Below are 23,718 nucleotides of genomic sequence, written 5' to 3'. Positions count from 1 at the left end.
ACGCATAAAAAATCCGATGGCGGTTTTCACCGACATCGGATTCGAATCAGGCTCCCCGGATGAACCGCTGTCAACTTAGCCCTTGAACCCGAAAGTTCAAGGTGGAAGATGCAGTAGACTTTAAGGCTTTCCGTCTAGCGGACATGCACACCAGCCCAACGTGCAACTTCCAGGGTAGTGCGAATCGGCTCAGGGACATCGTCAACTGGCAAGCACCCCAGGGAGTGCCGCGAGTATACCGCAAGCGGCCAGTCGAATCAGCCCTTGGTGGTGGTCTGATCGTCGGCGAGCACCAGATCGACACGATCGAGCAAGTCGCGCACCTGTTCACGGGTCGAACCACTGGCCTGGATGTCCGGTCGCTCTTCTTTGTGCAAGAGGTCGTGAGTGATGTTCAGCGCGGCCATCACGGCGATACGGTCCGCACCGATGACTTTGCCGCTGCTGCGGATCTCGCGCATCTTGCCATCCAGGTAGCGGGCGGCGCTGACCAGATTGCTGCGTTCTTCCTGCGGGCAGATGATCGAATATTCTTTGTCGAGGATCTGCACGGTGACGCTATTGCTTGAACTCATGAGTCTTGCTCCAGGGCCTTGAGGCGCGAAATCATCGATTCGACCTTACGCCGGGCGATTTCGTTTTTTTCAATGAGGTGAGCGCGTTCCTCGCGCCAGGTTTTTTCCTGAGCTAGTAAGAGTGCGTTTTGACTCTTTAGTTGCTCGACTCGGCCAATCAGCAGTTCGAGTCTGGCCATCAGCGCTTGCAGGTCGGTGTCTTCCATTGTGTCCACTGAGTTGGAGTCTGTCTGATGGGATAGCTGGCGGACAGCCTTTAATAGTCTTGGCGAGTCTGTCGATGTAGGATACAAGGCCTTCATTCTAGACATAGCGCCGTCTGGCGCCTAGCTGCCCATGACCATTGCGAATTCCCCGTACCAAGCCTTTGCCACCCTGCTGACTTCCAGCGGCCACAACGTCTCGCCTGCCGAACTGCATGGCGTGCTGCTCGGACGCAGTTGCGCCGGTGCCGGCTTCGATAACGAAGGCTGGTTGATCGACGCCGCCGAACTGCTCGAAGGCGACATCCAGGACAACGTCCGCAACGCCCTGATCGGCCTGCAGGAGATGGTCAAAGGCGAACTGACCGGTGACGACGTCACTGTCGTTCTGCTGCTGCCGATCGATGACGCGCCACTGGCCGAGCGCGCCGCTGCACTGGGCGAGTGGTGCCAGGGCTTCCTCAGCGGTTTCGGCCTGAACTGCCGCGACAGCAGCATGCTCAGCACTGAAGCGACTGAAGTGCTGCAGGATCTGGCCGCCATTTCCCAGGTGCAAGACGCCCTGGAAGAATCCGAAGACGGCGAGAGCGACTACATGGAAGTCATGGAATACCTGCGCGTCGCGCCGCTGCTGCTGTTCTCGGAAACCAAGAAAGCCGACGTGCCGCCAGCCGCCAAGCCGTCGCTGCATTAATCGCGAGCCAGGGAAAGCCATCTGCCCATGACCCATATCCCCAAAGCGGAGTACAGCCGTCGCCGCAAGGCCCTGATGGCGCAGATGGAACCCAACAGCATCGCGATCCTGCCCGCCGCCGCGGTGGCGATTCGCAACCGCGACGTCGAGCACGTCTACCGCCAGGACAGCGACTTCCAGTACCTCAGCGGCTTTCCCGAGCCGCAGGCTGTCATTGTCCTGATGCCCGGCCGCGAGCACGGTGAGTACGTGCTGTTCTGCCGTGAACGCAACGCCGAACGTGAATTGTGGGACGGCTTGCGCGCAGGGCAGGAAGGCGCGATCCGCGACTTCGGCGCTGACGACGCCTTCCCGATTACCGACATCGACGACATTCTCCCGGGCCTCATCGAAGGTCGCGACCGGGTGTATTCGGCGATGGGCAGCAACCCCGAATTCGACCGCCACCTGATGGACTGGATCAACGTGATCCGCTCCAAGGCGCACCTCGGCGCGCAGCCACCGAACGAATTCGTTGCCCTGGATCATCTGCTGCACGACATGCGCCTGTATAAATCGGCGGCAGAAGTGAAGGTGATGCGCGAAGCCGCGCGGATCTCGGCGCAGGCGCATATTCGCGCGATGCAGGCCAGTCGGGCCGGGCTTCACGAGTACAGCCTCGAAGCCGAACTCGATTACGAATTCCGCAAGGGCGGAGCGAAGATGCCGGCCTACGGGTCGATCGTCGCCGCCGGGCGCAACAGCTGCATCCTGCATTACCAACAGAATGACGCGTTGCTCAAGGACGGCGATCTGGTGCTGATCGACGCCGGTTGCGAGATTGACTGCTACGCCAGCGACATCACCCGTACCTGGCCGGTCAACGGCAAGTTTTCGCCCGAACAGAAAGCGATCTACGAATTGGTACTGGCCTCGCAAGAAGCCGCATTCGCCGAAATCGCCCCGAACAAGCACTGGAATCAGGCGCACGAAGCCACGGTCCGGGTGATCACCACCGGGCTGGTGAAGCTCGGATTGCTGCAAGGCGAAGTTGACGAATTGATTGCCAGCGAAGCCTATAAAGCGTTTTACATGCACCGCGCCGGCCACTGGCTGGGCATGGATGTACACGACGTCGGCGAGTACAAGGTCGGCGGCGAATGGCGCGTGCTGGAAGTCGGCATGGCGCTGACCGTCGAGCCAGGCATCTACATCGCCCCGGACAATCAAAACGTCGCGAAGAAATGGCGCGGCATTGGCGTGCGCATCGAGGACGACGTGGTCGTGACCAAGACAGGCTGTGAAATCCTCACCACCGGCGTACCGAAAACCGTCGCTGAAATCGAAGCGCTGATGGCGCAAGCAAGGACACACGCGGCATGAGTCGAGTCAATCTGGCAATCATCGGTGGCGGTCTGGTCGGCGCCAGTCTGGCGTTGGCCTTGCAGGCCGGGGCCAAGGCGCGTGGCTGGAAGATCGTGCTGATCGAGCCGTTCGCCCCCGGCGACAGCTGGCAGCCGAGCTACGACGCGCGTTCGTCGGCGTTGTCGTTCGGCTCGCGGCAGATTTATCAACGCTTGGGCGTGTGGCAGGAAATCTCCCGCCGTGCCGAACCGATCAAGCAGATTCACGTCTCCGACCGTGGTCGTTTTTCTACCGCGCGTTTGTCGGCGATGGAAGAGGGCGTGCCGGCGCTCGGTTATGTGGTGGAAAACGCCTGGCTCGGCCAGTGCCTGTGGCAGCACGTCGACAAAGACGTGATCAGCTGGCGCTGCCCGGCGGAAGTCACGCGCATGGAACCGCTACCCGACGGCTATCGCCTGACCCTCAACGATGAAACCACGCTGGAATGCGACCTCGCCGTGCTCGCCGATGGCGGTCGTTCCGGTCTGCGTGAACAGTTGGGCATCAACGTGCGCAAGCGTCCGTACAACCAGAGCGCGCTGATCGCCAACATCACCCCGAGCGAAGCGCACAACGGCATGGCTTTCGAGCGCTTCACCGACGAAGGGCCGATGGCGCTGCTGCCGCTCCCGGACAACCGTTGCGCTCTGGTCTGGACCCGTTTGGGAATGGACGCGCAGCGTCTGGCCGATTTGAGCGAACGCGACTTCCTCAGCGAATTGCAGGGCGTGTTCGGTTACCGCCTCGGTACGCTGAAACAGGTCGGCGCGCGACATTTGTATCCGCTGACGCTGGTCGAGGCCGAAGAGCAAGTGCGCTCGCATCTGGCCGTGCTCGGTAACGCGGCGCACAGCCTGCATCCGATTGCCGGGCAGGGTTTCAACCTGTCACTGCGCGATGCCGATGCCCTGGCTGCTGCGTTGCTGTCGAGCGACAAGCCGCTGGGCGATTTCGCCACGTTGCAGGCCTATCGCGAGCGTCAGCGTCTCGATCAGGACCTCACCGTCGGTTTCTCCGATCAGGTCACGCGCCTGTTCGGCAGCACGCAACCGTTGGTCTCGCTGGGGCGCAACATTGGCCTGCTCGGCCTCGATCTGTTGCCACCGGCCAAGCGCTGGTTTGCGCGCCAGGCCATGGGATTGGGAACGCGTCCGGATGCTTAAGTGGCTGACCACAAAATTCGGCAAGGCGCGGTTGATGCGCTGGGTGATGACGTTTTACCCGCCGTACCTCGGCGCTGGCGTACGCGTGCAGCACATCAGCGATGACTTCCGCGATGTTCAGGTGTCGATGGGTCTCGGCTGGTACAACCGCAACTATGTCGGCACCCAGTTCGGCGGCAGCCTGTATTCGATGGTCGATCCGTTCTTCATGCTGATGCTTATGGAAAACCTTGGCTCGAAATACATCGTCTGGGACAAGGCTGCCGACATCGATTTCATCGCGCCGGGCAAAGGCCCGGTGTTCGCCCGGTTCACCATCGACGAAACCTTGCTCGGCGAGATCCGCCGGCAGACCGCCAATGGCGAGAAATACCTGCCGCAGTTGCAGGTCGATATTCATGACGGCGCCGGCAATCTGGTGGCGCGGGTCGGTAAAACCCTTTACGTGCGGCTCAAGCCGCAAGCGAGACAGGCTTAAAGCATGGAAATGCGCGCAGATCTGCTGATTGTCGGAGCCGGAATGGTCGGCAGCGCCTTGGCGTTGGCGTTGCAGGACAGCGGGCTGGAAGTCCTGTTGCTCGACGGTAGCCCGCTGAGCGTCAAACCGTTCGACGCCGAAGCCGCGTTTGAACCGCGGGTGAGCGCCCTGTCAGCGGCGAGCCAGCGGATTCTCGAACGCCTCGGCGTGTGGGAGGGGATCGCCGCACGGCGCAGCAGCCCATACACCGACATGCACGTCTGGGACGGCAGCGGCACTGGGCAGATTCATTTCTCGGCGAGCAGTGTGCACGCCGAAGTGCTTGGCCATATTGTCGAAAACCGCGTGGTGCAGGACGCCTTGCTCGACCGTCTGCACGATTGCGATCTGGGCATGCTGGCCAATGCGCGACTGGAACAGATGCGTCGTTCCGGTGATGACTGGCTGCTGACGTTGGCCGATGGTCGTCAGTTGCGCGCACCGTTGGTGATCGCCGCTGACGGCGCCAACTCGGCCGTGCGCCGGCTGACCGGCGTGGCGACTCGTGAATGGGATTACCTGCATCACGCCATTGTCACCAGCGTGCGCAGCAGCAAGCCGCACCAGATGACTGCATGGCAGCGCTTCACCGATCACGGGCCGCTGGCGTTTTTGCCGCTGGAGCGTGACGGGCAGCAGGATTGGTGTTCGATCGTTTGGTCGACCACACCGAGCGAAGCCGAGCGTTTGATGGCGCTGGATGAAGCGGCTTTCTGTCGAGAGCTGGAGCGCGCCTTTGAGGGGCGTCTCGGCGAAGTGATCAGTGCCGATCCGCGACTGTGCGTGCCGCTGCGTCAGCGTCATGCCAAGCGTTATGTGGCGCAAGGGCTGGCGCTGATCGGCGATGCGGCGCACACCATTCACCCGTTGGCGGGGCAGGGTGTGAACCTTGGTTTCCTTGATGCGGCGGTGCTGGCCGAAGTGTTGCTGCAAGCGGCTGAGCGCGGTGAGCGTCTGGCGGATGTGAAAGTGCTGAGCCGTTACGAGCGTCGGCGCATGCCGCATAATCTCGCGCTGATGGCGGCGATGGAAGGGTTTGAGCGGTTGTTTCAGGCTGACCCGTTGCCGGTGCGCTGGTTGCGTAATGCCGGGTTGAAGCTGGTGGAGCAGATGCCCGAGGCGAAAGCATTGTTTGTGCGCGAAGCCCTCGGGTTGACCGGTGATCTTCCGGCCCTCGCCAAAGCCTGACATTTTCGTTGCTGCTGATGGCCTCATCGCGAGCAGGCTCACTCCGACATTTGAAATGCATTCCCCTGTAGGCGCTGCCGCAGGCTGCGATCTTTTGATGTTGTTTTTTAAGATCAAAAGATCGCAGCCTTCGGCAGCACCTACAGGGGGGTGTGGTCAACTGTGCAACATCTGGTAACTCCTTCAAAAAGAGTTCGATTGAGGTGGTAAATGTGAGTCCTTATCATTTGGCCCACATTTCCCGACCGAGAGACCACTCCCATGTTGGCACCCAAGCGTCTTCTGACCGCACTGGCCCTAACCCTGATCGGCAGTACAACGGCCCAGGCCGCTGATGAGGTGGTGGTTTACTCGTCGCGCATCGATGAGCTGATCAAACCGGTCTTTGATGCCTACACCGCCAAGACCGGGGTGAAAATCAAGTTCATCACCGACAAGGAAGCGCCGCTGATGCAGCGCATCAAGGCCGAAGGTGAAAACGCCACCGCCGACCTGCTGCTCACCGTCGACGCCGGCAACCTCTGGCAAGCCGAGCAGATGGGCATCCTGCAGCCGTTCACCTCGAAGACCATCGACGCCAACATTCCTCTGCAATATCGCTCGTCGACTCATGCCTGGACTGGCCTGAGCCTGCGCGCGCGCACCATCGCCTATTCCACCGAACGCGTGAAACCGGGCGAACTGACGACTTATGAAGCACTGGCCGACAAGAACTGGGAAGGGCGCCTGTGCCTGCGCACGGCGAAGAAGGTCTACAACCAGTCGCTGACCGCGACCATGATCGAAGTCCACGGCGCGACGAAGACCGAGGAAATCCTCAAGGGCTGGGTGAATAACCTGTCCACCGACGTGTTCTCCGATGACGTTGCAGTGCTGGAGGCGATCAACGCCGGCCAGTGCGACGTTGGCATCGTCAACACTTACTACTACGGTCGGCTGCACAAGCAGAAGCCGGAGCTGCCGGTGAAACTGTTCTGGCCAAATCAGGCCGATCGCGGCGTGCATGTGAACCTGTCGGGCATTGGCCTGACCAAGCATGCGCCGCACCCGGAAGCGGCCAAGGCGCTGGTTGAATGGATGACCACACCTGAAGCGCAGAAGATTTTTGCTGACGTCAACCAGGAGTTCCCGGCCAACCCGGCGGTGGCGCCTTCGCAGGAAGTGGCGGCGTGGGGCAAGTTCATTGCTGATACCTTGCCGGTAGAAGTGGCGGGCAAGCGTCAGGCCGAGGCGATTCGGATGATGGATCGGGCGGGTTGGAACTGAATCGTTTCGAAAGATTTGTTTGATTCAAAAACCAGCCCCTCACCCCAGCCCTCTCCCAAGGGAGAGGGAGCCGACTTGTGTTGTTTTCGCGACTTGAGTTCGGCTCGATATTTCAGGTCGGCGTAAATCGAAAGAGCACCTCGGTCAGTCCCCTCTCCCTCTGGGAGAGGGTTAGGGTGAGGGCAGCAATCTCAACCTGAAACACCTCATCAAAGAACACCCCATTCCCTCCAGAGACCCAAAAGTGGCCCACCCCGCCCAACGCCGCTGGTACCCCATCGTCTTCGCCATCGCCGCGTTGGTGCTGCTGCCCCTGAGCGTTCTGCTGCTCTCCTGGCAGACCATCGATCAACAAATCTGGTCGCACCTGTGGCAAACCCAGATGCCGCGCCTGCTCGGCAACACCCTGACGCTGGTACTCGGCGTCGGCGTTGGCGTAACCCTGCTCGGCGTCAGCCTCGCCTGGCTCACCAGCCTCTGCGAGTTCCCCGGCCGGCGCTGGCTCGACTGGGCGCTGATGCTGCCGTTCGCCATCCCCGCCTACGTGCTGGCCTTCGTCTTCGTCGGCCTGCTTGATTTCGCCGGCCCGGTGCAAACCCTCCTGCGTGAATGGTTTGGCACAGGCCTGCGCCTGCCGCGAGTGCGCTCCACCGGCGGGGTGATTATCGTGCTGGTGCTGGTCTTCTATCCCTACGTCTACCTGCTGGCGCGCACCGCGTTTCTCGCCCAAGGCAAAGGCCTGATGGAAGCTGCGCGAGTGCTCGGTCAATCGCCATGGCAAGCCTTCTGGCGTGTGGCGTTGCCGATGGCGCGTCCGGCCATTGGTGCCGGTGTGGCGCTGGCACTGATGGAAACCCTGGCAGATTTCGGCGCGGTGTCGGTGTTCAACTTCGACACCTTCACCACGGCGATCTACAAAACCTGGTACGGCTTTTTCAGTCTGTCGAGCGCGGCGCAACTGGCCAGCCTGTTGCTGCTGGTGGTCATGCTGGTGCTGTACGGTGAACGACGCGCGCGCGGCGCGAACCGGGCGAGTAACGAACGGCCACGGGTCAAGGCGCTGTATCACTTGCGCGGGCTCAAGGCGATCGCCGCAATGAGCTGGTGCGGCCTGGTCTTCGCCTGCGCCTTCGTCATTCCGATGCTGCAACTGATCGTCTGGTTCTGGCAGCGCGGCCGTTTCGATCTCGATGAACGTTACGCCGGGCTGATCGTCCACACGCTCTACCTCGGTGGCATGGCCGCGTTGATCACCGTCAGCGTTGCGCTGCTGCTGGCGTTCGCCCGGCGACTGGCGCCGACGCCGGCGATCAACTCCGGCGTTGGCCTGGCCAACCTCGGCTACGCGCTGCCGGGCTCGGTGCTGGCGGTGTCGATCATGCTGGCGTTCAGTTATCTGGATCGCGAGCTGGTGATTCCGCTTTCGGGCTGGCTCGGTGGCGCAGGCAAACCGCTGTTGCTCGGCAGTCTGGCTGCACTGCTGATGGCTTATCTGGTGCGCTTTATTGCTGTCGCTTATGGCCCGCTGGAAAACAGTCTGGCGCGTATACGGCCATCTTTGCCCGAAGCAGCACGTAGCCTCGGAGTCAGTGGGCCACGACTGTTTTTCAAAGTGTATCTGCCACTTTTGCTGCCCGGCACGTTGAGCGCGGCGTTGCTGGTATTCGTCGATGTGCTCAAGGAAATGCCCGCGACCCTGCTGATGCGCCCGTTTGGCTGGGACACGCTGGCGGTGCGGATCTTCGAAATGACCAGCGAAGGCGAATGGGCGCGGGCCTCGTTGCCGGCGTTGACCCTGGTTCTGGTCGGGTTGTTGCCGGTCATCGGCCTGATCCGGCGCTCGGCGCACCGAAACACTTAGTCGTCAGTCCTGAATCATGCGGCTACAATGCGCGGCATTCGGTGCGGTTCGTCTGACAGACCCGTTCGCTGAAATCGGCTGAGAGCCTTCTATTTCAAGGCTTTCACCCGTGCAGCGGCTGTCCGCACCTTCGCCACGCCCGGAAGGAGAAACCCATGGGACAGCGTACGCCTCTCTATGACCTGCATCTCGCCCTCGGCGCGAAGATGGTCGATTTTGGCGGTTGGGACATGCCACTGCATTACGGCTCGCAGGTCGAGGAGCACCACGAAGTGCGCCGCGATTGCGGGGTGTTCGATGTATCCCACATGACCGTGATCGACGTCACCGGCACCCAGGCCAAGGCCTGGCTTCAGCATTTGCTGGCCAATGATGTCGAGCGCCTGCATCGCCCCGGCCGTGCGTTGTACAGCACCATGCTCAACGAGCATGGCGGCATCGTCGATGACATGATTGTCTACCGTCTCGATGACGCTTATCGCCTGGTGTTCAACGCCTCCACCCGCGATCAGGATCTGGCGTGGATGCATGCCCAGCTCGGCGGTTACGACGTGCAACTGCACGAGCGCTCCGAGCTGGCGATGCTCGCCATTCAAGGCCCGCAGGCCCGGCAGAAAATCGCCGAACTGGTCACCCAATCGCGCGCCACGCTGATCCAGCACCTGAAACCCTTCGAAGGCTACACCGACGGTGACTGGTTCATTGCCCGCACCGGTTACACCGGTGAAGACGGTCTGGAAATCTGTCTGCCGGCCAATCAGGCGCCGGGTTTCTTCAACGATCTGGTCGGTGCCGGCATTTCCCCGATTGGCCTCGGCGCCCGCGACACCCTGCGCGTCGAAGCCGGGATGAACCTCTACGGCCAGGATATTCATCAGGACGTTTCGCCGCTGGCGTCGAACATGGCCTGGAGCATCGCCTGGGAACCGGCCACACGCCAGTTCATCGGCCGCGCCGCGCTGGAAGCGGAAAAAGCCGCCGGTGTTGCGCACAAACTGGTCGGCCTGGTGCTCGAAGAGCGCGGTGTCTTGCGTGCCCATCAGGTGGTTCGTATCGCCGATGTTGGCGAAGGGGAGATCACCAGTGGTAGTTTCTCTCCTACGCTAAGCAAATCGATTGCCCTGGCGCGTGTTCCGATGGCAACCGCCGACCGCGCCGAAGTGGAAATCCGTGGCAAGTGGTACCCGGTACGGGTGGTCAAACCGACCTTCGTACGCCATGGCAAAACTTTGATCTAACCTTTTTTGGCGGGCACGACCGCTGACAATTTCTCGAGGACACCGAAGATGAGCGATATCCCTGCCGACCTGCGTTTTGCCGAAAGTCATGAATGGGCACGTCTGGAAGCCGACGGCACCGTCACCGTGGGCATCAGCGATCACGCGCAGGAAGCGCTGGGCGACGTGGTGTTCGTCGAGCTGACCGAAGTGGGCAAGGTCTTTGCCGCTGAAGATCAGGCCGGTGTCGTCGAGTCGGTGAAAGCCGCCTCCGACATCTATTCGCCGATCAGCGGTGAAGTCATTGCGATCAACGAAGAGCTGGGCGGCTCCCCGGAACTGCTGAACTCCGACCCGTACGGCGCGTGGATCTTCAAGATCAAGCCAAGCGACACGGCTGAGCTGGACAAGCTGCTCGACGCTGCTGCCTACAAAGCCGCCATCGGCGAATAACCCGCGTACGTGTAGGAGCTGCCGCAGGCTGCGATCTTTTGATTTTATAACAGACAAGATCAAAAGATCGCAGCCTGCGGCAGCTCCTACAGGGTGCGATGCAGGACGGTTTTTACTGCGGCCACCGAGCGTTCGACGTCGTCCTTGGACATGGCGGTAAACATCGGCAGCGACACGATCAGTTGTCCGACCCGTTCCGCCACCGGCAACATCCCTTCCTTGAAACCGCGCTCGCGGTACAGACTCAGCAAATGAATCGGCGGGTAGTGATAGCCGATACCGATACCGTGCGCCTGCATCTGCTCCATGAAAGTCGCCCGCGCCGGCAAGCCATCTGCACGTTCTGGCAATACCAGCTGAAACAGATGCCAGTTGCTGTGGGTGAAGTCCGCCGGCGGCAGTTGCGCGCCATAAACAGCTTCGAAGTCATCGCCGAAACATTTGAAGTAGTGGCGGGCCAGTTCACGCCGATGCGCGGTCAGGCTTTCGATATGAGCGAATTGCCCGAGGCCGATGGTGGCTGCAACGTCAGTCATGTTGAACTTGCCGCCCAGCACATCGACGTCCAGGCCGTCGAAGCCATTACGGGTGACGCCCTGCAAGCGGTACTTCTCCGCCAGTCGCGCCTCTTCGGGGGTATTCAGCACCAGGCAACCGCCCTCGGAGCACGTGACGTTCTTGTTCGCCTGAAAACTGAACGACACGAAGTCGCCGGTAGCGCCAATGCGCTGGCCATTCCAGCTCGATCCCAAGGCCTGCGCGGCGTCTTCGACAATGCGCAGGTTGTGTTTGCGGGCAATCGCGTAGAGGCGATCCATGTCCACCGGTAAACCGGCCAGATACACCGGAATCAGCGCTTTGGTGCGTGGCGTGATTGCCGCTTCAAGCTGATCCAGATCGATGTTGCGGGTCAGCGGGTCGATGTCGGCAAACACCGGCGTGGCGCCCACTTCAAGGATCACGTTGGCGGTGGCCACCCAGGAAATCGGCGTGGTGATCACCTCGTCGCCGGGGCCGATGCCGGCAATGCGCAAGGCGATTTCCATGGTGCACGTGCCGGAATTGAAGGTGCGCACCGGGCGGCCGCCAAAGTATTCCGACAGCTGTGCTTCAAAGGCCTGCACCTTCGGCCCGCTGGTGATCCAGCCGGAACGCAGGACGTCGCCGACGGCGGCAATCGTCGCTTCATCAATGACGGGTTTGGAGAATGGCAGGAACGGCAGTGGGCTCATGAGGCTTTGATCATCCGCGGGTTGAACGCCTGAAGCAGGCGCCACAGCATGGCCCGGAACACCCTCGGCCGCCAAGCCGTGTGCGTCGGTATCGGCTGCTATGCTGGTTTGACCGTGTTGCATTGACGCCGAGCGCCAGCCAAGAGAGAGCCCGTCATGTCCCAGTTGCCGTCCCTGAGCCAGTTACGCGACCCCGACGCTTTTCTGCGCCGTCACCTCGGCCCCGACGCCGCCGAACAGCAGGCCATGCTCGACAGCCTCGGCCTCGGCAGTCGGGTCGAACTCATCGAACAAACCGTACCGCCCGGGATCCGTTTCAACCGCGCGCTGGATCTGCCGCCGGCGCTCGACGAGCAAGCCGCGCTGGCCAGGCTGCGCGGTTACGCGGAGCAAAATCAGCTCTGGACCAGCCTGATCGGCATGGGCTACCACGGCACCCTCACACCCACCGTGATCTTGCGCAACGTCCTCGAAAATCCTGGCTGGTACACCGCCTACACGCCGTATCAGCCGGAAATTGCCCAGGGCCGACTCGAAGCGTTGCTGAATTTTCAGCAACTGACCATTGACCTTACCGGGCTGGAACTGGCCAATGCCTCATTGCTTGATGAGGCCACCGCAGCTGCCGAAGCCATGGCACTGGCCAAGCGCGTGGCGAAGTCGAAGAGCAATCTGTTTTTTGTCGATGAGAACTGCCACCCGCAGACCCTTTCCGTGGTGCAGACCCGCGCCGAAGGCTTCGGCTTCGAGCTGATCGTCGACGCTGTGGATAACTTGCAACAACACCAAGTATTTGGCGCGCTGCTGCAGTATCCCGATACCCACGGTGAGATCCGCGATCTGCGGCCGTTGATCGATCATCTGCACGCGCAGCAGGCACTGGCTTGTGTCGCAACCGATCTGTTGAGCCTGTTGTTGCTGACGCCACCGGGTGAACTGGGCGCCGACGTGGTATTCGGCTCGTCGCAACGTTTTGGTGTGCCGATGGGCTACGGCGGGCCGCATGCCGCATTCTTTGCCAGCCGCGAGGAATATAAACGGGCGATTCCGGGGCGGATCATCGGTGTGTCGAAAGATGCCCGGGGCAACGTCGCCTTGCGCATGGCCCTGCAAACCCGCGAGCAACATATTCGCCGGGAGAAGGCCAACTCGAACATCTGCACAGCGCAGGTGCTGCTGGCCAATATCGCCAGTTTCTATGCGGTGTATCACGGGCCGCAAGGTTTGAAACGTATCGCCCAGCGCGTGCATCGGCTGACCTGCATTCTCTCGGCGGGGCTTGAGCGTCACGGGATCAAACGGGTCAACGAACAGTTTTTCGATACGCTGACGCTGGAAGTCGGCGGCGCGCAAACCGCGATCATCGATAGCGCCCAGGCTGCGCAGATCAACCTGAGGATTCTCGGGCGCGGTCGAGTCGGGCTGAGCCTTGATGAAACCTCTGATGAAACCACGGTCGGCAAACTGTTCGATGTCCTTCTGGGCGCTGATCATGGACTGAACGTCGACGATCTCGACGCCGAAGTTCTGGTTTCCGGGATCCCCGACCACCTCCAGCGCAAAACCGCGTACCTGCGCCACCCGGTGTTCAACGCCCATCACAGCGAAACCGAGATGCTGCGTTACCTCAAGCAACTGGAGAACAAGGATCTGGCGCTCAACCAGTCGATGATCCCGCTGGGCTCCTGCACAATGAAACTCAACGCCACCAGCGAAATGATCCCGATCACTTGGCCGCAATTCGCCAACCTGCACCCGTTTGTGCCCCGCGAGCAGGCCGTCGGCTACACCTTGATGATCGAGGAACTGGAGCGCTGGCTGTGCGCGATCACCGGCTTCGATGCGATCTGCATGCAGCCCAATTCCGGCGCCCAGGGCGAATACGCCGGGCTGCTGGCGATCCGCAAATACCACGAGAGCCGGCAGCAGGGTGGGCGCGATGTGTGTCTGATTCCGTCGTCGGCCCATGGCACCAACCCGGCCTCGGCGCAAATGGTCGGGTTGCGGGTGGTGATCGTTGAGTGCGACGAGGCTGGCAACGTTGATCTTGAAGATCTCAAGAGCAAAGCTGCCGAGGCGGGGGCCAGGTTGTCGTGCCTGATGGCGACCTATCCGTCGACCCACGGCGTGTACGAGGAGGGCATCAGCGAGATCTGCGAAGTTATCCACAAGCACGGCGGCCAGGTGTACATGGACGGCGCCAACCTCAACGCGCAAGTCGGGCTGACGCGGCCGGCGGACATCGGTGCCGATGTCTCGCACATGAATTTGCACAAGACCTTTTGCATTCCTCACGGCGGTGGTGGTCCGGGCATGGGGCCGATTGGCGTGCGCGCCCATTTGGCGCCGTTCGTCGCCAATCACCCGGTGGTGCCGATTGACGGGCCGCATCCGCAGAACACCGCGGTCAGCGCGGCGCCGTGGGGCAGTGCGAGCATTTTGCCGATCAGCTGGATGTACATCGCCATGATGGGCCCGCAATTGGCCGATGCCAGTGAGGTGGCGATCCTCGCGGCGAATTACCTGGCGCAGCATTTATCCGGCGCGTTCCCGGTGCTGTATACCGGGCGCAACGGGCGGGTCGCGCATGAATGCATTCTGGATCTAAGGCCATTGAAAGCGCAGACCGGGATCAGTGAGGAGGACGTCGCCAAGCGTTTGATGGATTACGGCTTTCACGCGCCGACCATGTCCTTCCCCGTGCCGGGGACGTTGATGGTCGAACCGACCGAGAGTGAGTCCAAGGCTGAACTGGACCGGTTTATCGGTGCCATGTTGAGTATTCGTGCGGAAATCAGCGAAGTGCAAAACGGCAACTGGCCGGCGGAAGACAACCCGCTGAAACGCGCGCCGCATACCCTGGCGGATGTCACCGGCGTTTGGGAGCGGCCTTACAGCATCGAGCAAGGCATTACCCCGGACGCACACACCAAGGCACACAAATACTGGCCGGCGGTGAATCGGGTGGATAACGTTTATGGGGATCGCAATCTGTTCTGCGCGTGCGTCCCGGTGGACGATTACCGCTGATTTCCCTGAATACACACAGTCCAAATGTGGGAGCGGGCTTGCTCGCGAAGGCGGTGTGTCAGATACATTGATGTTGGCTGATACGACGCTTTCGCGAGCAGGCTCGCTCCCACAGGGTTATACGGTGGGGCTGAAATCCGGGCAAAAAAATGCCGCTCGTTTGAGCGGCATTTTTTTTACTCGGAAGCCACAGCGTTCTTCGCCAGAATCGCATTGGCCAATTCCATGTCCGTGGCCTGCAGGCCCGGATTGTCGGCGCGGACTTTCTGCATCGCCGCTTCCAGATACGGCCCGCGAATGCCGCCGTCACTGGCGACGAAGCTGCCGGCATCGTCCTGCGCGGCGATGATCAGCTTGTGATCCTTGAAGGTCAGGTAAGTGGAACCTGTGGTCGCACCGGACGAAATGACGTTACGCCAAAAGCTGTCCGCCATGGCCGAACCAACGGGAAGGGACAGCAAGGCCAGCGTGGCGACAGCAAGTTTGAGACGCATGATGAGGTGACTCCTGGGGGTTAACTACGGCGTTGGATTGCCAATCCCCCGATCCAGTTCCATGACGGGCTATTTCAGCTCACTCTGCGGTGTCACCCGCAGCACCTCTTCAATTGTGGTCAGGCCCGCCGCGACTTTCTGCGCGCCGGACAGGCGCAGGCTGCGCATGCCTTCCTTGAAGGCCTGGCGCCGTATCGCCGTGAGGTCGGTGTCCGGGGTGATCAAGGCTTTCAGGCTATCGCTCAGTTGCATGATTTCGTACACCCCGGCACGGCCGTGATAGCCGGTGTCGCGGCATTCGAGACAGCCGATGGCGCGTTGCGCATGACTCGGCAGCGGTGCCTGCCAAGGGCGGGTCAAGGTTTGCCAGTCTTCCTCTTCCAGGGTCAGCGGCGCCTTGCAGTGCGGGCACAGGGTGCGCACCAGACGCTGGGCCATGACCCCGAGCACGGTGGCTTTGATCAGGTAATGCGGCACGCCGAGTTCGAGCAGCCGACTGATCGCGCTCGGCGCGTCGTTGGTGTGCAGCGTTGAAAGCACCAAATGCCCGGTGAGCGCGGCCTGAATCGCCATTTCAGCGGTTTCGAGATCGCGGATCTCGCCGATCATGATGATGTCCGGGTCTTGCCGCATCAGCGCACGCACGCCGGCGGCGAAGCTCAGGTCGATGTTGTGCTGCACCTGCATCTGGTTGAACGCCGGCTCGACCATCTCGATCGGGTCTTCGATGGTGCAGAGGTTGACCTCCGGCGTCGCCAGTTTTTTCAGCGTGGTGTAGAGCGTGGTGGTCTTGCCCGAACCGGTCGGCCCGGTGACCAGAATGATGCCGTTGGGCTGGCGGGTCATGTCCTGCCAGCGCCGCAGGTCGTCGGCGCTGAAGCCCAGTTGATCGAAATCCTTGAGCAGCACCTCCGGGTCGAAAATCCGCATGACCATTTTTTCGCCGAACGCCGTCGGCAGCGTTGATAACCTCAACTCGACTTCACCGCCGTCCGGGGTCTTGGTCTTGACGCGGCCGTCCTGGGGTTTGCGCTTCTCGGCGACGTTCATCCGCCCGAGGCTTTTCAGGCGACTGACGATCGCCATGGTCACCTGCGGCGGGAATTGATAGACGTTGTGCAGCACGCCATCGATGCGAAAGCGCACCGTGCCTTGCTCGCGCCGGGGTTCGATGTGGATATCGCTGGCGCGCTGCTGGAAGGCGTACTGGAACAGCCAGTCGACGATGTTGACGATGTGCGCGTCGTTGGCGTCCGGCTCCTGATCGCTGGCGCCGAGGTTGAGCAACTGCTCGAAGTTGCCGAGGTTACCACCCTGTTGATCGGCATTGCTGGCGCCGCTGACCGATTTCGCCAGGCGAAAGAACTCGACGCTGAAACGCTGGATGTCCGCCGGGTTGGCCACCACCCGTTTGATCGGCAGCTTCAGGACATGGGTCAGGTCGGCTTCCCAGGCATTGACGTAGGGCTGGGCGCTGGCCACGGTCACCGAATCGCGGTCGACCGCTACCGCGAGAATCCTGTGCCGTTGTGCAAAAGCGTAGGACATCAACGGGGTGATCGCGGCGACGTTGATCTTCAGCGGGTCGATGCGCAAATACGGCTGGCCGGCCTGTTGCGCCAGCCATAGGGTCAGGCTTTCGAGGTCGAGGTGTTTGCCCGGACGGCTGAGGTCGTCGAGTTGCTGGCTGGCGATGAATTCCAGCGGATGCATCTGGCCGTGAGCGGCGTGCCGGCGACGGGCATTCAGCGCCTGCTCCGCCGACTCCTGGCAGATAAACCCCTGAGCGACCAGTTCACGCAACACATCGTTGAGTTCGAGCCTGCGGTCCTGAGTGGCGAGTTGAACGGACATGCGGGCTTCCTTTTGAGCGACATTGCGCAAAAGGATAGTCGTGGCCGCGCAGACCGTTGGGCCACTACCCGACGAAGCCGTTGCCGGATTTGTCAGCCGGCCGCTTGTGCACGGCCATCCCAAGCGCTGTCGGCATTTTGCAGATTCACCGAGCAGACGCTGATCAGGTTACGAAGTTTTTCCGCGATCACTTGCGCGCGATGCCAGCTGAAACCGCCCATGACGATGTCGATCGACAGCAAGTCGTCCATCCGCTGCACGTTGACCTGTTCGGGCGTGAGGAACTGCAACGTGAACAGGTTGAGCACGCGCACCAGCAAGTCCGGCTCGGCTTCGGCGAGGATCTGATATTGCGCCAGGCAGTGGGCGTTGCTGACGTTCCAGACGTCGGCGCGGTGCGGGGCGCTGTTCACGGCTTCAAGATGCGGCATGGTGGGTCTCCAAAATAACTGGAGGAATTTTTACATTCGGTAGCGGGTATTTCTTGGCTATGATCGGCGTTATTGGCGATTGATCGACTAAATCAATTCGCAAGGAATTAGATTAGAGGTTTTTTTATGCACAGCGAGCTGGACAGCTACGACCGCAAGATACTCGCCCTGCTGCAAGAGGACGCTTCACTGTCCAGTGCGCAGATCGCCGAACAGGTGGGCCTGTCGCAATCGCCGTGCTGGCGGCGGATTCAGCGGATGAAGGAAGAGGGGATCATTCGTGGCCAGGTGACCTTACTTGATCGCAAGAAGATTGGCCTGAACACGCAAATCTTTGCCGAGATCAAACTCAACGCGCACGGACGCTCGAACTTCACCGAGTTCACCGAGGCGATTCGCGGGTTTCCGGAGGTGCTGGAGTGTTACGTGTTGATGGGCGCAGTGGATTTTCTGTTGCGCATTGTCGCGGCGGACATCGAGGCGTATGAGCGGTTTTTCTTCGAAAAGCTGTCGCTGGTGCCGGGGATACAGGAAGTGAATTCGATTGTGGCGTTGTCGGAGATCAAATCCACCACCAGCCTCCCGGTTTGATTTAAGGCAGCTGGCCTCTTCGCGAGCAGGCTCGCTCCCACAGGGGATTGCATTCCAATGTGGGAGCGAGCCTGCTCGCGAAAGCGGTGTTACATGCGCAGGAGCATTTTCCATGCGCGATTCTGATAAACCGCAATCGCCTGCTGCTTGCGCGCATCGAGCAGTTCGTCAGTGATCGTCGGCTCGTTGGCCAGTTGCGCCAACTTGTTCAGCTCGCCGTACAAGCGATCCATTTCCGGGATCTCCAGCACGTTGCGCGCGTGGTGCAGCCAGACCTGAATGCGTTCGATACGCGGCAGTTGTTCAGCCAGATCTTCCGGCTGCTGCTGGTAGCGCTGCAATTGCAGGGCCGTGGCTTCTTCGCCCAAAGTGCGCGGCAGCCAGCTGTGCAATTGCGCGCCGCCCTGACGGTTACCACGTACGTTACGGTCGGCGGTCCAGGTGCGGGCCAGCAACCAGCGCGAAGTGCTCAGCGAGAACAGGCCCCAGCGCGGGTCTTCGAGTTCTTCGAGGAACTGCTCTGGCGCAGCTTTGCGCACGTCTTCGTCTTCGATACCGGCTTGCACCAGTGGGCGCCAGTCTTCCAGCAAGGCATCCAGCGCAACACGCAAGTCGTGCGTCGACTGGCGCGGTGCGGCCTGGCCGAGGCTGCTGAGCAGGGCGCGCATTTCGGCGAGGTTCTCGACCCAGTCGAGCAACAGGCGCCAGTGGCCGTTGAAACGGTACTGTTCCGCCAGACGCTGGCTGCTGCCGAGCAAATGCCAGCTCAGTGCGGCAAACGCGTCGTCGAGTTGGGTTTCCGCGGTCAGCTCCGGCGCCGGCAGGCTCAGCGAATAGCTGTTGGCGTCGTACAGACGATAACCGCGCTCAGCCTTGCTGATGTCGCACGGCATCAGCGCGAGGGTTTCGGCCAGTTCGGCAGCCAGTTCCAGCAGCGCGGCAGGTTCGCCTTCGCGCAGTTCCAGTTCCAGCTCGCAGATTTCTTCTTTCTGCTTGCCGACCACGACGTGACCGAGGTCCAGTGCGGCTTCGATGACCACTTTGGTCTTGCCACGGCCCCAGGCGATTTCGGCGCGTTCGCGGACGAAATCGGTGGTGAAGATCGGCTTGAGGGTTTTCTTGTCCAGCTCGGCCAGCGACTCGGGCCAGCATTCGCCGTCGAGTTTCTTCACATCGAGCTTGGCTTTCGGCAACTTCCAGTCGTATTCGTTACGCTCGGACAGACCGGCGACGCTCTGGCCACGGGTCTTGAGGGTCTGAATCACTTCGTCGCCGTCCTTGCGCAGGCGCAGGGCAACTTTGGCCTGAGCCAGATCACGCTCGGGGGTGTCGAAGTACTGGTTCATCAACTCACGGCGTTCCCAGCCACTTTTGTTGCGTTTTTTCAGTAGCGGGTGCTCGCGCAGGGCGGCGAGGGTTTCGCGGCTGACGCGGAGTTTGATTTCGGTTTCTTTCTGCATGGCCGGAAAATCCAGGATCGGGAGCGCAGCCGGGGAATATGTGGCTGCCAAGGCCGTGCAGTGTACAGGACTGATTCGTCCTACGCCCTGCGGCGGTTTATTCCTGACGCCGGATGGTTCTATGATGGACTTCAAATCGGGAGTTGGAGTCAGCGATGCCTTTGCCGTCCATGCAAGACCAGTTCGCTGCGCTGATCGCCGCGCCGTCGGTCAGCTGTACCCAACCGAGCCTCGATCAATCCAATCGGGCAGTGATCGATTTGCTCGCCGGTTGGCTGGGTGACCTGGGCTTTAGCTGTGATATCCAGCAGGTCAGCCCCGGCAAATTCAACCTGCTCGCCAGTTTCGGCAGCGGCCCCGGCGGGCTGGTGCTGGCCGGGCACAGCGACACGGTGCCGTACGACGATGCGTTGTGGCAGACCGATCCGCTGAGGCTCACCGAAGTCGATGGCCGCTGGGTCGGTCTGGGCAGCTGCGATATGAAAGGCTTCTTCGCGCTGATCATCGAAGCCGTGCAGCCTTTGCTCGATCAACCTTTCAAACAGCCGCTGCTGATCCTCGCCACCTGCGATGAAGAAAGCTCGATGTCCGGCGCCCGGGCGCTGGCCGAGGCGGGACGTCCGCTGGGCCGCGCGGCGGTGATCGGCGAGCCGACCGGGCTCAAGCCGATCCGCATGCACAAAGGCATCATGATGGAGCGCATCGATATCCTCGGGCAGAGCGGCCATTCGTCGGATCCGCGCTTGGGCCACAGCGCCCTCGAAGCGATGCACGATGCGATCGGCGAACTGCGCGGCCTGCGCCTGTTGTGGCAACGTGAATTCAACAACTCGCAGTTCAGCGTGCCGCAACCGACGATGAATTTCGGCTGCATTCATGGCGGCGACAACCCCAACCGTATCTGCGGCCAGTGTTCGCTGGAGTTCGACCTGCGGCCATTGCCGGGCATGGACCCGAAAGTCCTGCGCGCGGAGATTCTGCGCAAGCTCAACCCAGTGGCCGAGCGCCATCAGGTGAAGATCGATTACAAGCCGCTGTTCCCGGAAGTACCGTCGTTCGAGCAGTCCGAAGACGCCGAACTGGTGCGCATCGCCGAAAAGCTCACCGGTCACAGCGCCGAAGCAGTAGCGTTCGGCACCGAAGCGCCTTATCTTCAGCTCCTTGGCTGCGAAACCATTGTCCTCGGCCCCGGCGACATTGCCTGTGCGCATCAGCCCGGTGAGTACCTTGAAATGTCACGTTTGCAGCCTACCGTGCATCTATTACGGCAACTGATTGAACATTACTGCCTGAACAATTGAACGCCTCCCTTGTAGGAGCTGCCGAAGGCTGCGATCTTTTGATCTTGTCTTTTAAAAACAAAGTCAAAAGATCGCAGCCTGCGGCAGCTCCTACAGGGAAGGTCGTTAAATTTGTGGGAATTGAACCCGTATTCATGAGGAGAGCGCGCGTGTCGCCAAGCCTGTTCCGACGATAACCATCAGCCCGCTGTGCGTTTTTCGTTTCGCCCCTTTTTCCGGCTGCTATTTATTACAGGCCCAGGTTCATGCCCGAATACGTCAATTGGCTTCGTCACGCGTCCCCTTACATCAATGCCCACCGCGACTGCACCTTCGTCGTCATGCTGCCCGGCGACGGCGTTGAGCATCCGAATTTCGGCAACATCGTCCACGACATCGTTCTGCTGCACAGCCTTGGCGTGCGTCTGGTGCTGGTGCACGGTTCGCGCCCGCAAATTGAAACCCGCCTCGCCGCCCGCGGCCTGACCCCGCATTACCACCACGGCATGCGCATCACCGATGCCGCGACCCTGGAATGTGTAATCGATGCCGTCGGCCAGTTGCGCATCGCTATTGAAGCGCGACTGTCGATGGACATGGCTTCGTCGCCGATGCAGGGCTCGCGTCTGCGCGTGGCCAGCGGCAACCTGGTGACGGCGCGGCCGATCGGCGTGCTCGAAGGTGTCGACTATCACCACACCGGCGAAGTGCGCCGGGTCGATCGCAAGGGCATCAATCGCCTGCTCGATGAGCGCTCGATCGTGCTGCTGTCGCCGCTGGGCTACTCGCCGACCGGGGAAATCTTCAACCTCGCCTGCGAAGACGTCGCCACCCGCGCCGCCATCGATCTGGGCGCCGACAAGCTGCTGCTGTTCGGCGCAGACCTCGGCCTTATCGATGAAAACGGCCGGTTGGTGCGCGAACTGCGTCCACAGCAAGTGCCGGCGCATTTGCAGCGGCTGGGCAACAGCAACTATCAGGCGGAATTGCTCGATGCCGCCGCCGAAGCCTGCCGTGGCGGTGTGGCGCGCAGCCATATCGTCAGCTACGCCGAAGACGGCGCGCTGCTGACCGAGCTGTTCACCCGTGACGGTGGCGGTACGCTGGTTGCGCAAGAACAATTCGAACTGGTGCGCGAGGCGGCGATTGAAGACGTCGGCGGTTTGCTTGACTTGATCAGCCCGCTGGAAGAGCAGGGAATTCTGGTACGGCGTTCGCGCGAAGTGCTGGAGCGTGAGATCGAGCAGTTCAGCGTGGTCGAACGTGAAGGCATGATCATCGCCTGTGCGGCGCTGTATCAGATTGCCGACTCCGATGCCGGCGAGCTGGCGTGCCTGGCAGTGAATCCGGAGTATCGCCATGGCGGTCGCGGTGATGAGTTGCTGGAGCGCATCGAAACCCGTGCGCGGGCGCAGGGTTTGAAGACCTTGTTCGTTCTCACCACACGTACCGCGCACTGGTTCCGCGAGCGTGGGTTCGAGCCTAGCAGCGTTGAACGCCTGCCAGCGGCACGGGCATCGCTATACAACTTTCAGCGCAACTCGAAAATCTTCGAAAAAACCCTGTAACCGAGTTGCTCCATTCGCGAGCAGGCTCGCTCCCACATTTGGAACGCGACTTCCTGTGGGAGCGACGGTGCGACGATTCGACCTGCTCGCGAAGCTTTTATTGCGCCACGAACTTCGCGCTGACATACGGTGAATAGTCCGGCAGCACTGTTTCAACCTTGCCCTGTTCCTTCAAGAATTTCGCCGTCTCACCAATCGCCTTCGCCGTGCCGCCGTCCAGCAGCGCGGTGGTTTGCTGTGCCTTGGCATCCGGGAACGTGGAGCCTGCGAGTAATTCCGGCACGTCGGCGGCGTTGGCACCGGTCAGTTTGGCGATTTTCTGTACCGGCTCGGAGTCGGCTGTCCAGCGGTCTTTATGGCTGGCGTAATCGGCAAACGCGTCTAGAGTGACCTTGGCAAATTTGGCCACGACCTCAGGATGTTTCTCGGCAAAGTCCTTGCGCGCAACCCACACTTCGAAGGTCGGCGCGCCCCACTGACCGACCTGCGCAGCATCGGTCAGGGTCTTGCCGGTCTTGCGGATTTCACCCAGCGCGGGCGACCAGACAAACGCCCCGTCAATATCGCCACGCTTCCACGCGGCGGCGATTTCTGCGGGTTGCAGGTTGACCACTTTGACTTTCGAGGTGTCCAGGCCCCAGTGCTTGAGCGCACCGAGCAGGCTGTAATGGGAGGTAGAAACGAACGGCGTGGCGATGGTCTTGCCGACCAGATCCTGCGGGGTATTGATGCCGCTGCCATTGCGCACCACCAAGGCTTCGGCCGCATTGATCTGTGCCGACACGATGAATGCGACGATCGGCAGATTACGCGATGCGGCGGCAGCCAAAGGGCTGGAGCCGAGATTGCCGATCTGCACGTCGCCGGAAGCGATGGCTGTCACAACTTCCGGGCCGCTGTTGAAGCGGCGCCAGTCGATTTTCTCGCCGATGGTTTTCTCGTAGACGCCATCAGCCTGCGGGACTTTGCTTGGGTCGATACCGGTCTGGTAGCCAACCGTGAGGTTGGCAGCCTGGGCCGAGAACGAAATTATCGCTGACACACAAACTGTAACAAATTGACTAGATAGTGCGCGTTTGGCCATGATGGCGTCGCCTTTTGGATAGGGATTGACGTGATTTGAATACGTCAACGCTAAGCGATCTAAAAAAGGGCGCACAAATACCATTTAGGAATGAGCTTAGTAGCCGATATCCTGTATCCCGGTGCGGGTAGCCATTACTAGGCCATATTCCCGAATGGTATTAAAAAGAATGAA

At 61.0% G+C, this 23,718-nt stretch carries 21 protein-coding genes and 1 other RNA gene; 13 read left to right on the top strand and 9 right to left on the bottom strand.

Features of this window, described 5'->3' with window-relative positions:
* Positions 1-48 precede the first annotated feature (48 nt).
* From ssrS to C2E19_RS28470, 3 genes are all read right to left on the bottom strand, one after another.
* Positions 49-227: non-coding RNA, 6S RNA (ssrS, locus tag C2E19_RS28480), on the bottom strand.
* 30 nt (positions 228-257) lie between these two features.
* Positions 258-575, bottom strand: coding sequence for a cell division protein ZapA (locus C2E19_RS28475; RefSeq protein ID WP_007911195.1), 318 nt, complete (start codon positions 573-575; stop codon positions 258-260).
* Positions 572-781 carry a TIGR02449 family protein gene (locus tag C2E19_RS28470; RefSeq protein WP_007911197.1) on the bottom strand — a complete coding sequence of 70 codons (210 nt, stop codon included), beginning with the start codon at positions 779-781 and terminating at the stop codon, positions 572-574. Before C2E19_RS28470 ends, C2E19_RS28475 begins: the two co-directional genes overlap by 4 nt.
* 130 nt (positions 782-911) lie before the next feature.
* Between C2E19_RS28470 and C2E19_RS28465 the strand changes: the two genes are divergently transcribed.
* From C2E19_RS28465 to gcvH, 9 genes are all read left to right on the top strand, one after another.
* Positions 912-1,472 (top strand): YecA family protein, encoded by a 561-nt coding sequence (locus tag C2E19_RS28465; RefSeq protein WP_129395991.1) that lies wholly within the window; start codon positions 912-914, stop codon positions 1,470-1,472.
* A 27-nt stretch (positions 1,473-1,499) separates the two neighbouring features.
* The gene (pepP, locus tag C2E19_RS28460) at positions 1,500-2,834 is read left to right on the top strand and encodes a Xaa-Pro aminopeptidase (protein ID WP_129395990.1); all 1,335 of its coding nucleotides are present in this window, start codon (positions 1,500-1,502) and stop codon (positions 2,832-2,834) included.
* A complete protein-coding gene (gene ubiH, locus C2E19_RS28455) occupies positions 2,831-4,018 on the top strand; it encodes a 2-octaprenyl-6-methoxyphenyl hydroxylase (RefSeq protein ID WP_129395989.1) in 1,188 nt (395 codons plus the stop codon). Before pepP ends, ubiH begins: the two co-directional genes overlap by 4 nt.
* Complete coding sequence (locus C2E19_RS28450; RefSeq protein ID WP_129395988.1) at positions 4,011-4,496, top strand: DUF4442 domain-containing protein; 486 nt, start codon at positions 4,011-4,013, stop codon at positions 4,494-4,496. The genes ubiH and C2E19_RS28450 overlap by 8 nt, the downstream gene beginning before the upstream one ends.
* A 9-nt stretch (positions 4,497-4,505) precedes the next feature.
* Positions 4,506-5,723 carry a 2-octaprenyl-3-methyl-6-methoxy-1,4-benzoquinol hydroxylase gene (locus tag C2E19_RS28445; protein WP_164979483.1) on the top strand — a complete coding sequence of 406 codons (1,218 nt, stop codon included), beginning with the start codon at positions 4,506-4,508 and terminating at the stop codon, positions 5,721-5,723.
* Between the two features lie 261 nt (positions 5,724-5,984).
* Entirely contained in the window at positions 5,985-6,989 is a 1,005-nt protein-coding gene (locus C2E19_RS28440) for an extracellular solute-binding protein (RefSeq protein WP_129395986.1), read from the top strand.
* Between the two features lie 244 nt (positions 6,990-7,233).
* Complete coding sequence (locus C2E19_RS28435) at positions 7,234-8,850, top strand: iron ABC transporter permease (protein WP_129395985.1); 1,617 nt, start codon at positions 7,234-7,236, stop codon at positions 8,848-8,850.
* Positions 8,851-9,005: 155 nt separating this feature from the next.
* Positions 9,006-10,088: a glycine cleavage system aminomethyltransferase GcvT gene (gcvT, locus tag C2E19_RS28430; protein ID WP_129395984.1), complete on the top strand. Its 1,083-nt coding sequence runs from the start codon at positions 9,006-9,008 to the stop codon at positions 10,086-10,088.
* 48 nt (positions 10,089-10,136) lie between these two features.
* On the top strand, positions 10,137-10,520 hold the full coding sequence (gcvH, locus tag C2E19_RS28425; protein ID WP_129395983.1) for a glycine cleavage system protein GcvH: 384 nt from the start codon (positions 10,137-10,139) through the stop codon (positions 10,518-10,520).
* A gap of 86 nt (positions 10,521-10,606) precedes the next feature.
* Here the strand turns inward: gcvH and C2E19_RS28420 are convergent, their stop codons facing one another.
* Positions 10,607-11,752: a DegT/DnrJ/EryC1/StrS aminotransferase family protein gene (locus C2E19_RS28420; RefSeq protein ID WP_129395982.1), complete on the bottom strand. Its 1,146-nt coding sequence runs from the start codon at positions 11,750-11,752 to the stop codon at positions 10,607-10,609.
* 156 nt (positions 11,753-11,908) lie between these two features.
* Here C2E19_RS28420 and gcvP point away from each other — a divergent pair, with 156 nt between their 5' ends.
* A complete protein-coding gene (gene gcvP / locus C2E19_RS28415; RefSeq protein ID WP_129395981.1) occupies positions 11,909-14,782 on the top strand; it encodes an aminomethyl-transferring glycine dehydrogenase in 2,874 nt (957 codons plus the stop codon).
* Between the two features lie 176 nt (positions 14,783-14,958).
* On the opposite strand, the gene C2E19_RS28410 is transcribed toward gcvP, so the two are convergent.
* The 3 genes from C2E19_RS28410 to C2E19_RS28400 form a co-directional block, all read right to left on the bottom strand.
* Complete coding sequence (locus C2E19_RS28410) at positions 14,959-15,279, bottom strand: DUF2388 domain-containing protein (RefSeq protein ID WP_171057234.1); 321 nt, start codon at positions 15,277-15,279, stop codon at positions 14,959-14,961.
* 66 nt (positions 15,280-15,345) lie between these two features.
* Positions 15,346-17,130: a GspE/PulE family protein gene (locus C2E19_RS28405; RefSeq protein WP_129395980.1), complete on the bottom strand. Its 1,785-nt coding sequence runs from the start codon at positions 17,128-17,130 to the stop codon at positions 15,346-15,348.
* A gap of 92 nt (positions 17,131-17,222) precedes the next feature.
* Complete coding sequence (locus tag C2E19_RS28400; protein ID WP_129395979.1) at positions 17,223-17,561, bottom strand: hypothetical protein; 339 nt, start codon at positions 17,559-17,561, stop codon at positions 17,223-17,225.
* A gap of 126 nt (positions 17,562-17,687) precedes the next feature.
* On the opposite strand from C2E19_RS28400, the gene C2E19_RS28395 reads away from it, so the two are divergent.
* Positions 17,688-18,152, top strand: a complete 465-nt coding sequence (locus tag C2E19_RS28395) for an Lrp/AsnC family transcriptional regulator (RefSeq protein WP_016983809.1) — start codon at positions 17,688-17,690, stop codon at positions 18,150-18,152.
* 89 nt (positions 18,153-18,241) lie between these two features.
* On the opposite strand, the gene C2E19_RS28390 is transcribed toward C2E19_RS28395, so the two are convergent.
* A complete protein-coding gene (locus C2E19_RS28390; RefSeq protein WP_129395978.1) occupies positions 18,242-19,612 on the bottom strand; it encodes an inorganic triphosphatase in 1,371 nt (456 codons plus the stop codon).
* A gap of 155 nt (positions 19,613-19,767) precedes the next feature.
* Here C2E19_RS28390 and argE point away from each other — a divergent pair, with 155 nt between their 5' ends.
* Together argE and argA are read left to right on the top strand one after the other, a co-directional pair.
* Entirely contained in the window at positions 19,768-20,913 is a 1,146-nt protein-coding gene (gene argE, locus C2E19_RS28385; protein WP_129395977.1) for an acetylornithine deacetylase, read from the top strand.
* A gap of 245 nt (positions 20,914-21,158) precedes the next feature.
* On the top strand, positions 21,159-22,460 hold the full coding sequence (argA, locus tag C2E19_RS28380) for an amino-acid N-acetyltransferase (protein ID WP_129395976.1): 1,302 nt from the start codon (positions 21,159-21,161) through the stop codon (positions 22,458-22,460).
* A 97-nt stretch (positions 22,461-22,557) separates the two neighbouring features.
* Here argA and tauA read toward each other — a convergent pair whose 3' ends face one another.
* Entirely contained in the window at positions 22,558-23,544 is a 987-nt protein-coding gene (gene tauA, locus C2E19_RS28375) for a taurine ABC transporter substrate-binding protein (RefSeq protein ID WP_164979459.1), read from the bottom strand.
* Between the last annotated feature and the right edge of the window lie 174 nt (positions 23,545-23,718).

Origin of the sequence: Pseudomonas sp. DTU12.3, from assembly GCF_004124275.1 — a bacterium.
Classification (GTDB): domain Bacteria; phylum Pseudomonadota; class Gammaproteobacteria; order Pseudomonadales; family Pseudomonadaceae; genus Aquipseudomonas; species Aquipseudomonas helmanticensis.
Note: the sequence above shows the minus strand (reverse complement) of the source record. Positions and strands in the feature narration are given on the sequence as shown.

Coding starts and splice junctions, on each gene's coding strand:
- C2E19_RS28475 (WP_007911195.1), bottom strand. CDS start 575: ATGAGTTCAAGCAATAGCGTCACCGTGCAGATCCTCGACAAAGAATAT.
- C2E19_RS28470 (WP_007911197.1), bottom strand. CDS start 781: ATGGAAGACACCGACCTGCAAGCGCTGATGGCCAGACTCGAACTGCTG.
- C2E19_RS28465 (WP_129395991.1), top strand. CDS start 912: ATGACCATTGCGAATTCCCCGTACCAAGCCTTTGCCACCCTGCTGACT.
- pepP (WP_129395990.1), top strand. CDS start 1,500: ATGACCCATATCCCCAAAGCGGAGTACAGCCGTCGCCGCAAGGCCCTG.
- ubiH (WP_129395989.1), top strand. CDS start 2,831: ATGAGTCGAGTCAATCTGGCAATCATCGGTGGCGGTCTGGTCGGCGCC.
- C2E19_RS28450 (WP_129395988.1), top strand. CDS start 4,011: ATGCTTAAGTGGCTGACCACAAAATTCGGCAAGGCGCGGTTGATGCGC.
- C2E19_RS28445 (WP_164979483.1), top strand. CDS start 4,506: ATGCGCGCAGATCTGCTGATTGTCGGAGCCGGAATGGTCGGCAGCGCC.
- C2E19_RS28440 (WP_129395986.1), top strand. CDS start 5,985: ATGTTGGCACCCAAGCGTCTTCTGACCGCACTGGCCCTAACCCTGATC.
- gcvT (WP_129395984.1), top strand. CDS start 9,006: ATGGGACAGCGTACGCCTCTCTATGACCTGCATCTCGCCCTCGGCGCG.
- gcvH (WP_129395983.1), top strand. CDS start 10,137: ATGAGCGATATCCCTGCCGACCTGCGTTTTGCCGAAAGTCATGAATGG.
- C2E19_RS28420 (WP_129395982.1), bottom strand. CDS start 11,752: ATGAGCCCACTGCCGTTCCTGCCATTCTCCAAACCCGTCATTGATGAA.
- gcvP (WP_129395981.1), top strand. CDS start 11,909: ATGTCCCAGTTGCCGTCCCTGAGCCAGTTACGCGACCCCGACGCTTTT.
- C2E19_RS28405 (WP_129395980.1), bottom strand. CDS start 17,130: ATGTCCGTTCAACTCGCCACTCAGGACCGCAGGCTCGAACTCAACGAT.
- C2E19_RS28400 (WP_129395979.1), bottom strand. CDS start 17,561: ATGCCGCATCTTGAAGCCGTGAACAGCGCCCCGCACCGCGCCGACGTC.
- C2E19_RS28395 (WP_016983809.1), top strand. CDS start 17,688: ATGCACAGCGAGCTGGACAGCTACGACCGCAAGATACTCGCCCTGCTG.
- C2E19_RS28390 (WP_129395978.1), bottom strand. CDS start 19,612: ATGCAGAAAGAAACCGAAATCAAACTCCGCGTCAGCCGCGAAACCCTC.
- argE (WP_129395977.1), top strand. CDS start 19,768: ATGCCTTTGCCGTCCATGCAAGACCAGTTCGCTGCGCTGATCGCCGCG.
- argA (WP_129395976.1), top strand. CDS start 21,159: ATGCCCGAATACGTCAATTGGCTTCGTCACGCGTCCCCTTACATCAAT.
- tauA (WP_164979459.1), bottom strand. CDS start 23,544: ATGGCCAAACGCGCACTATCTAGTCAATTTGTTACAGTTTGTGTGTCA.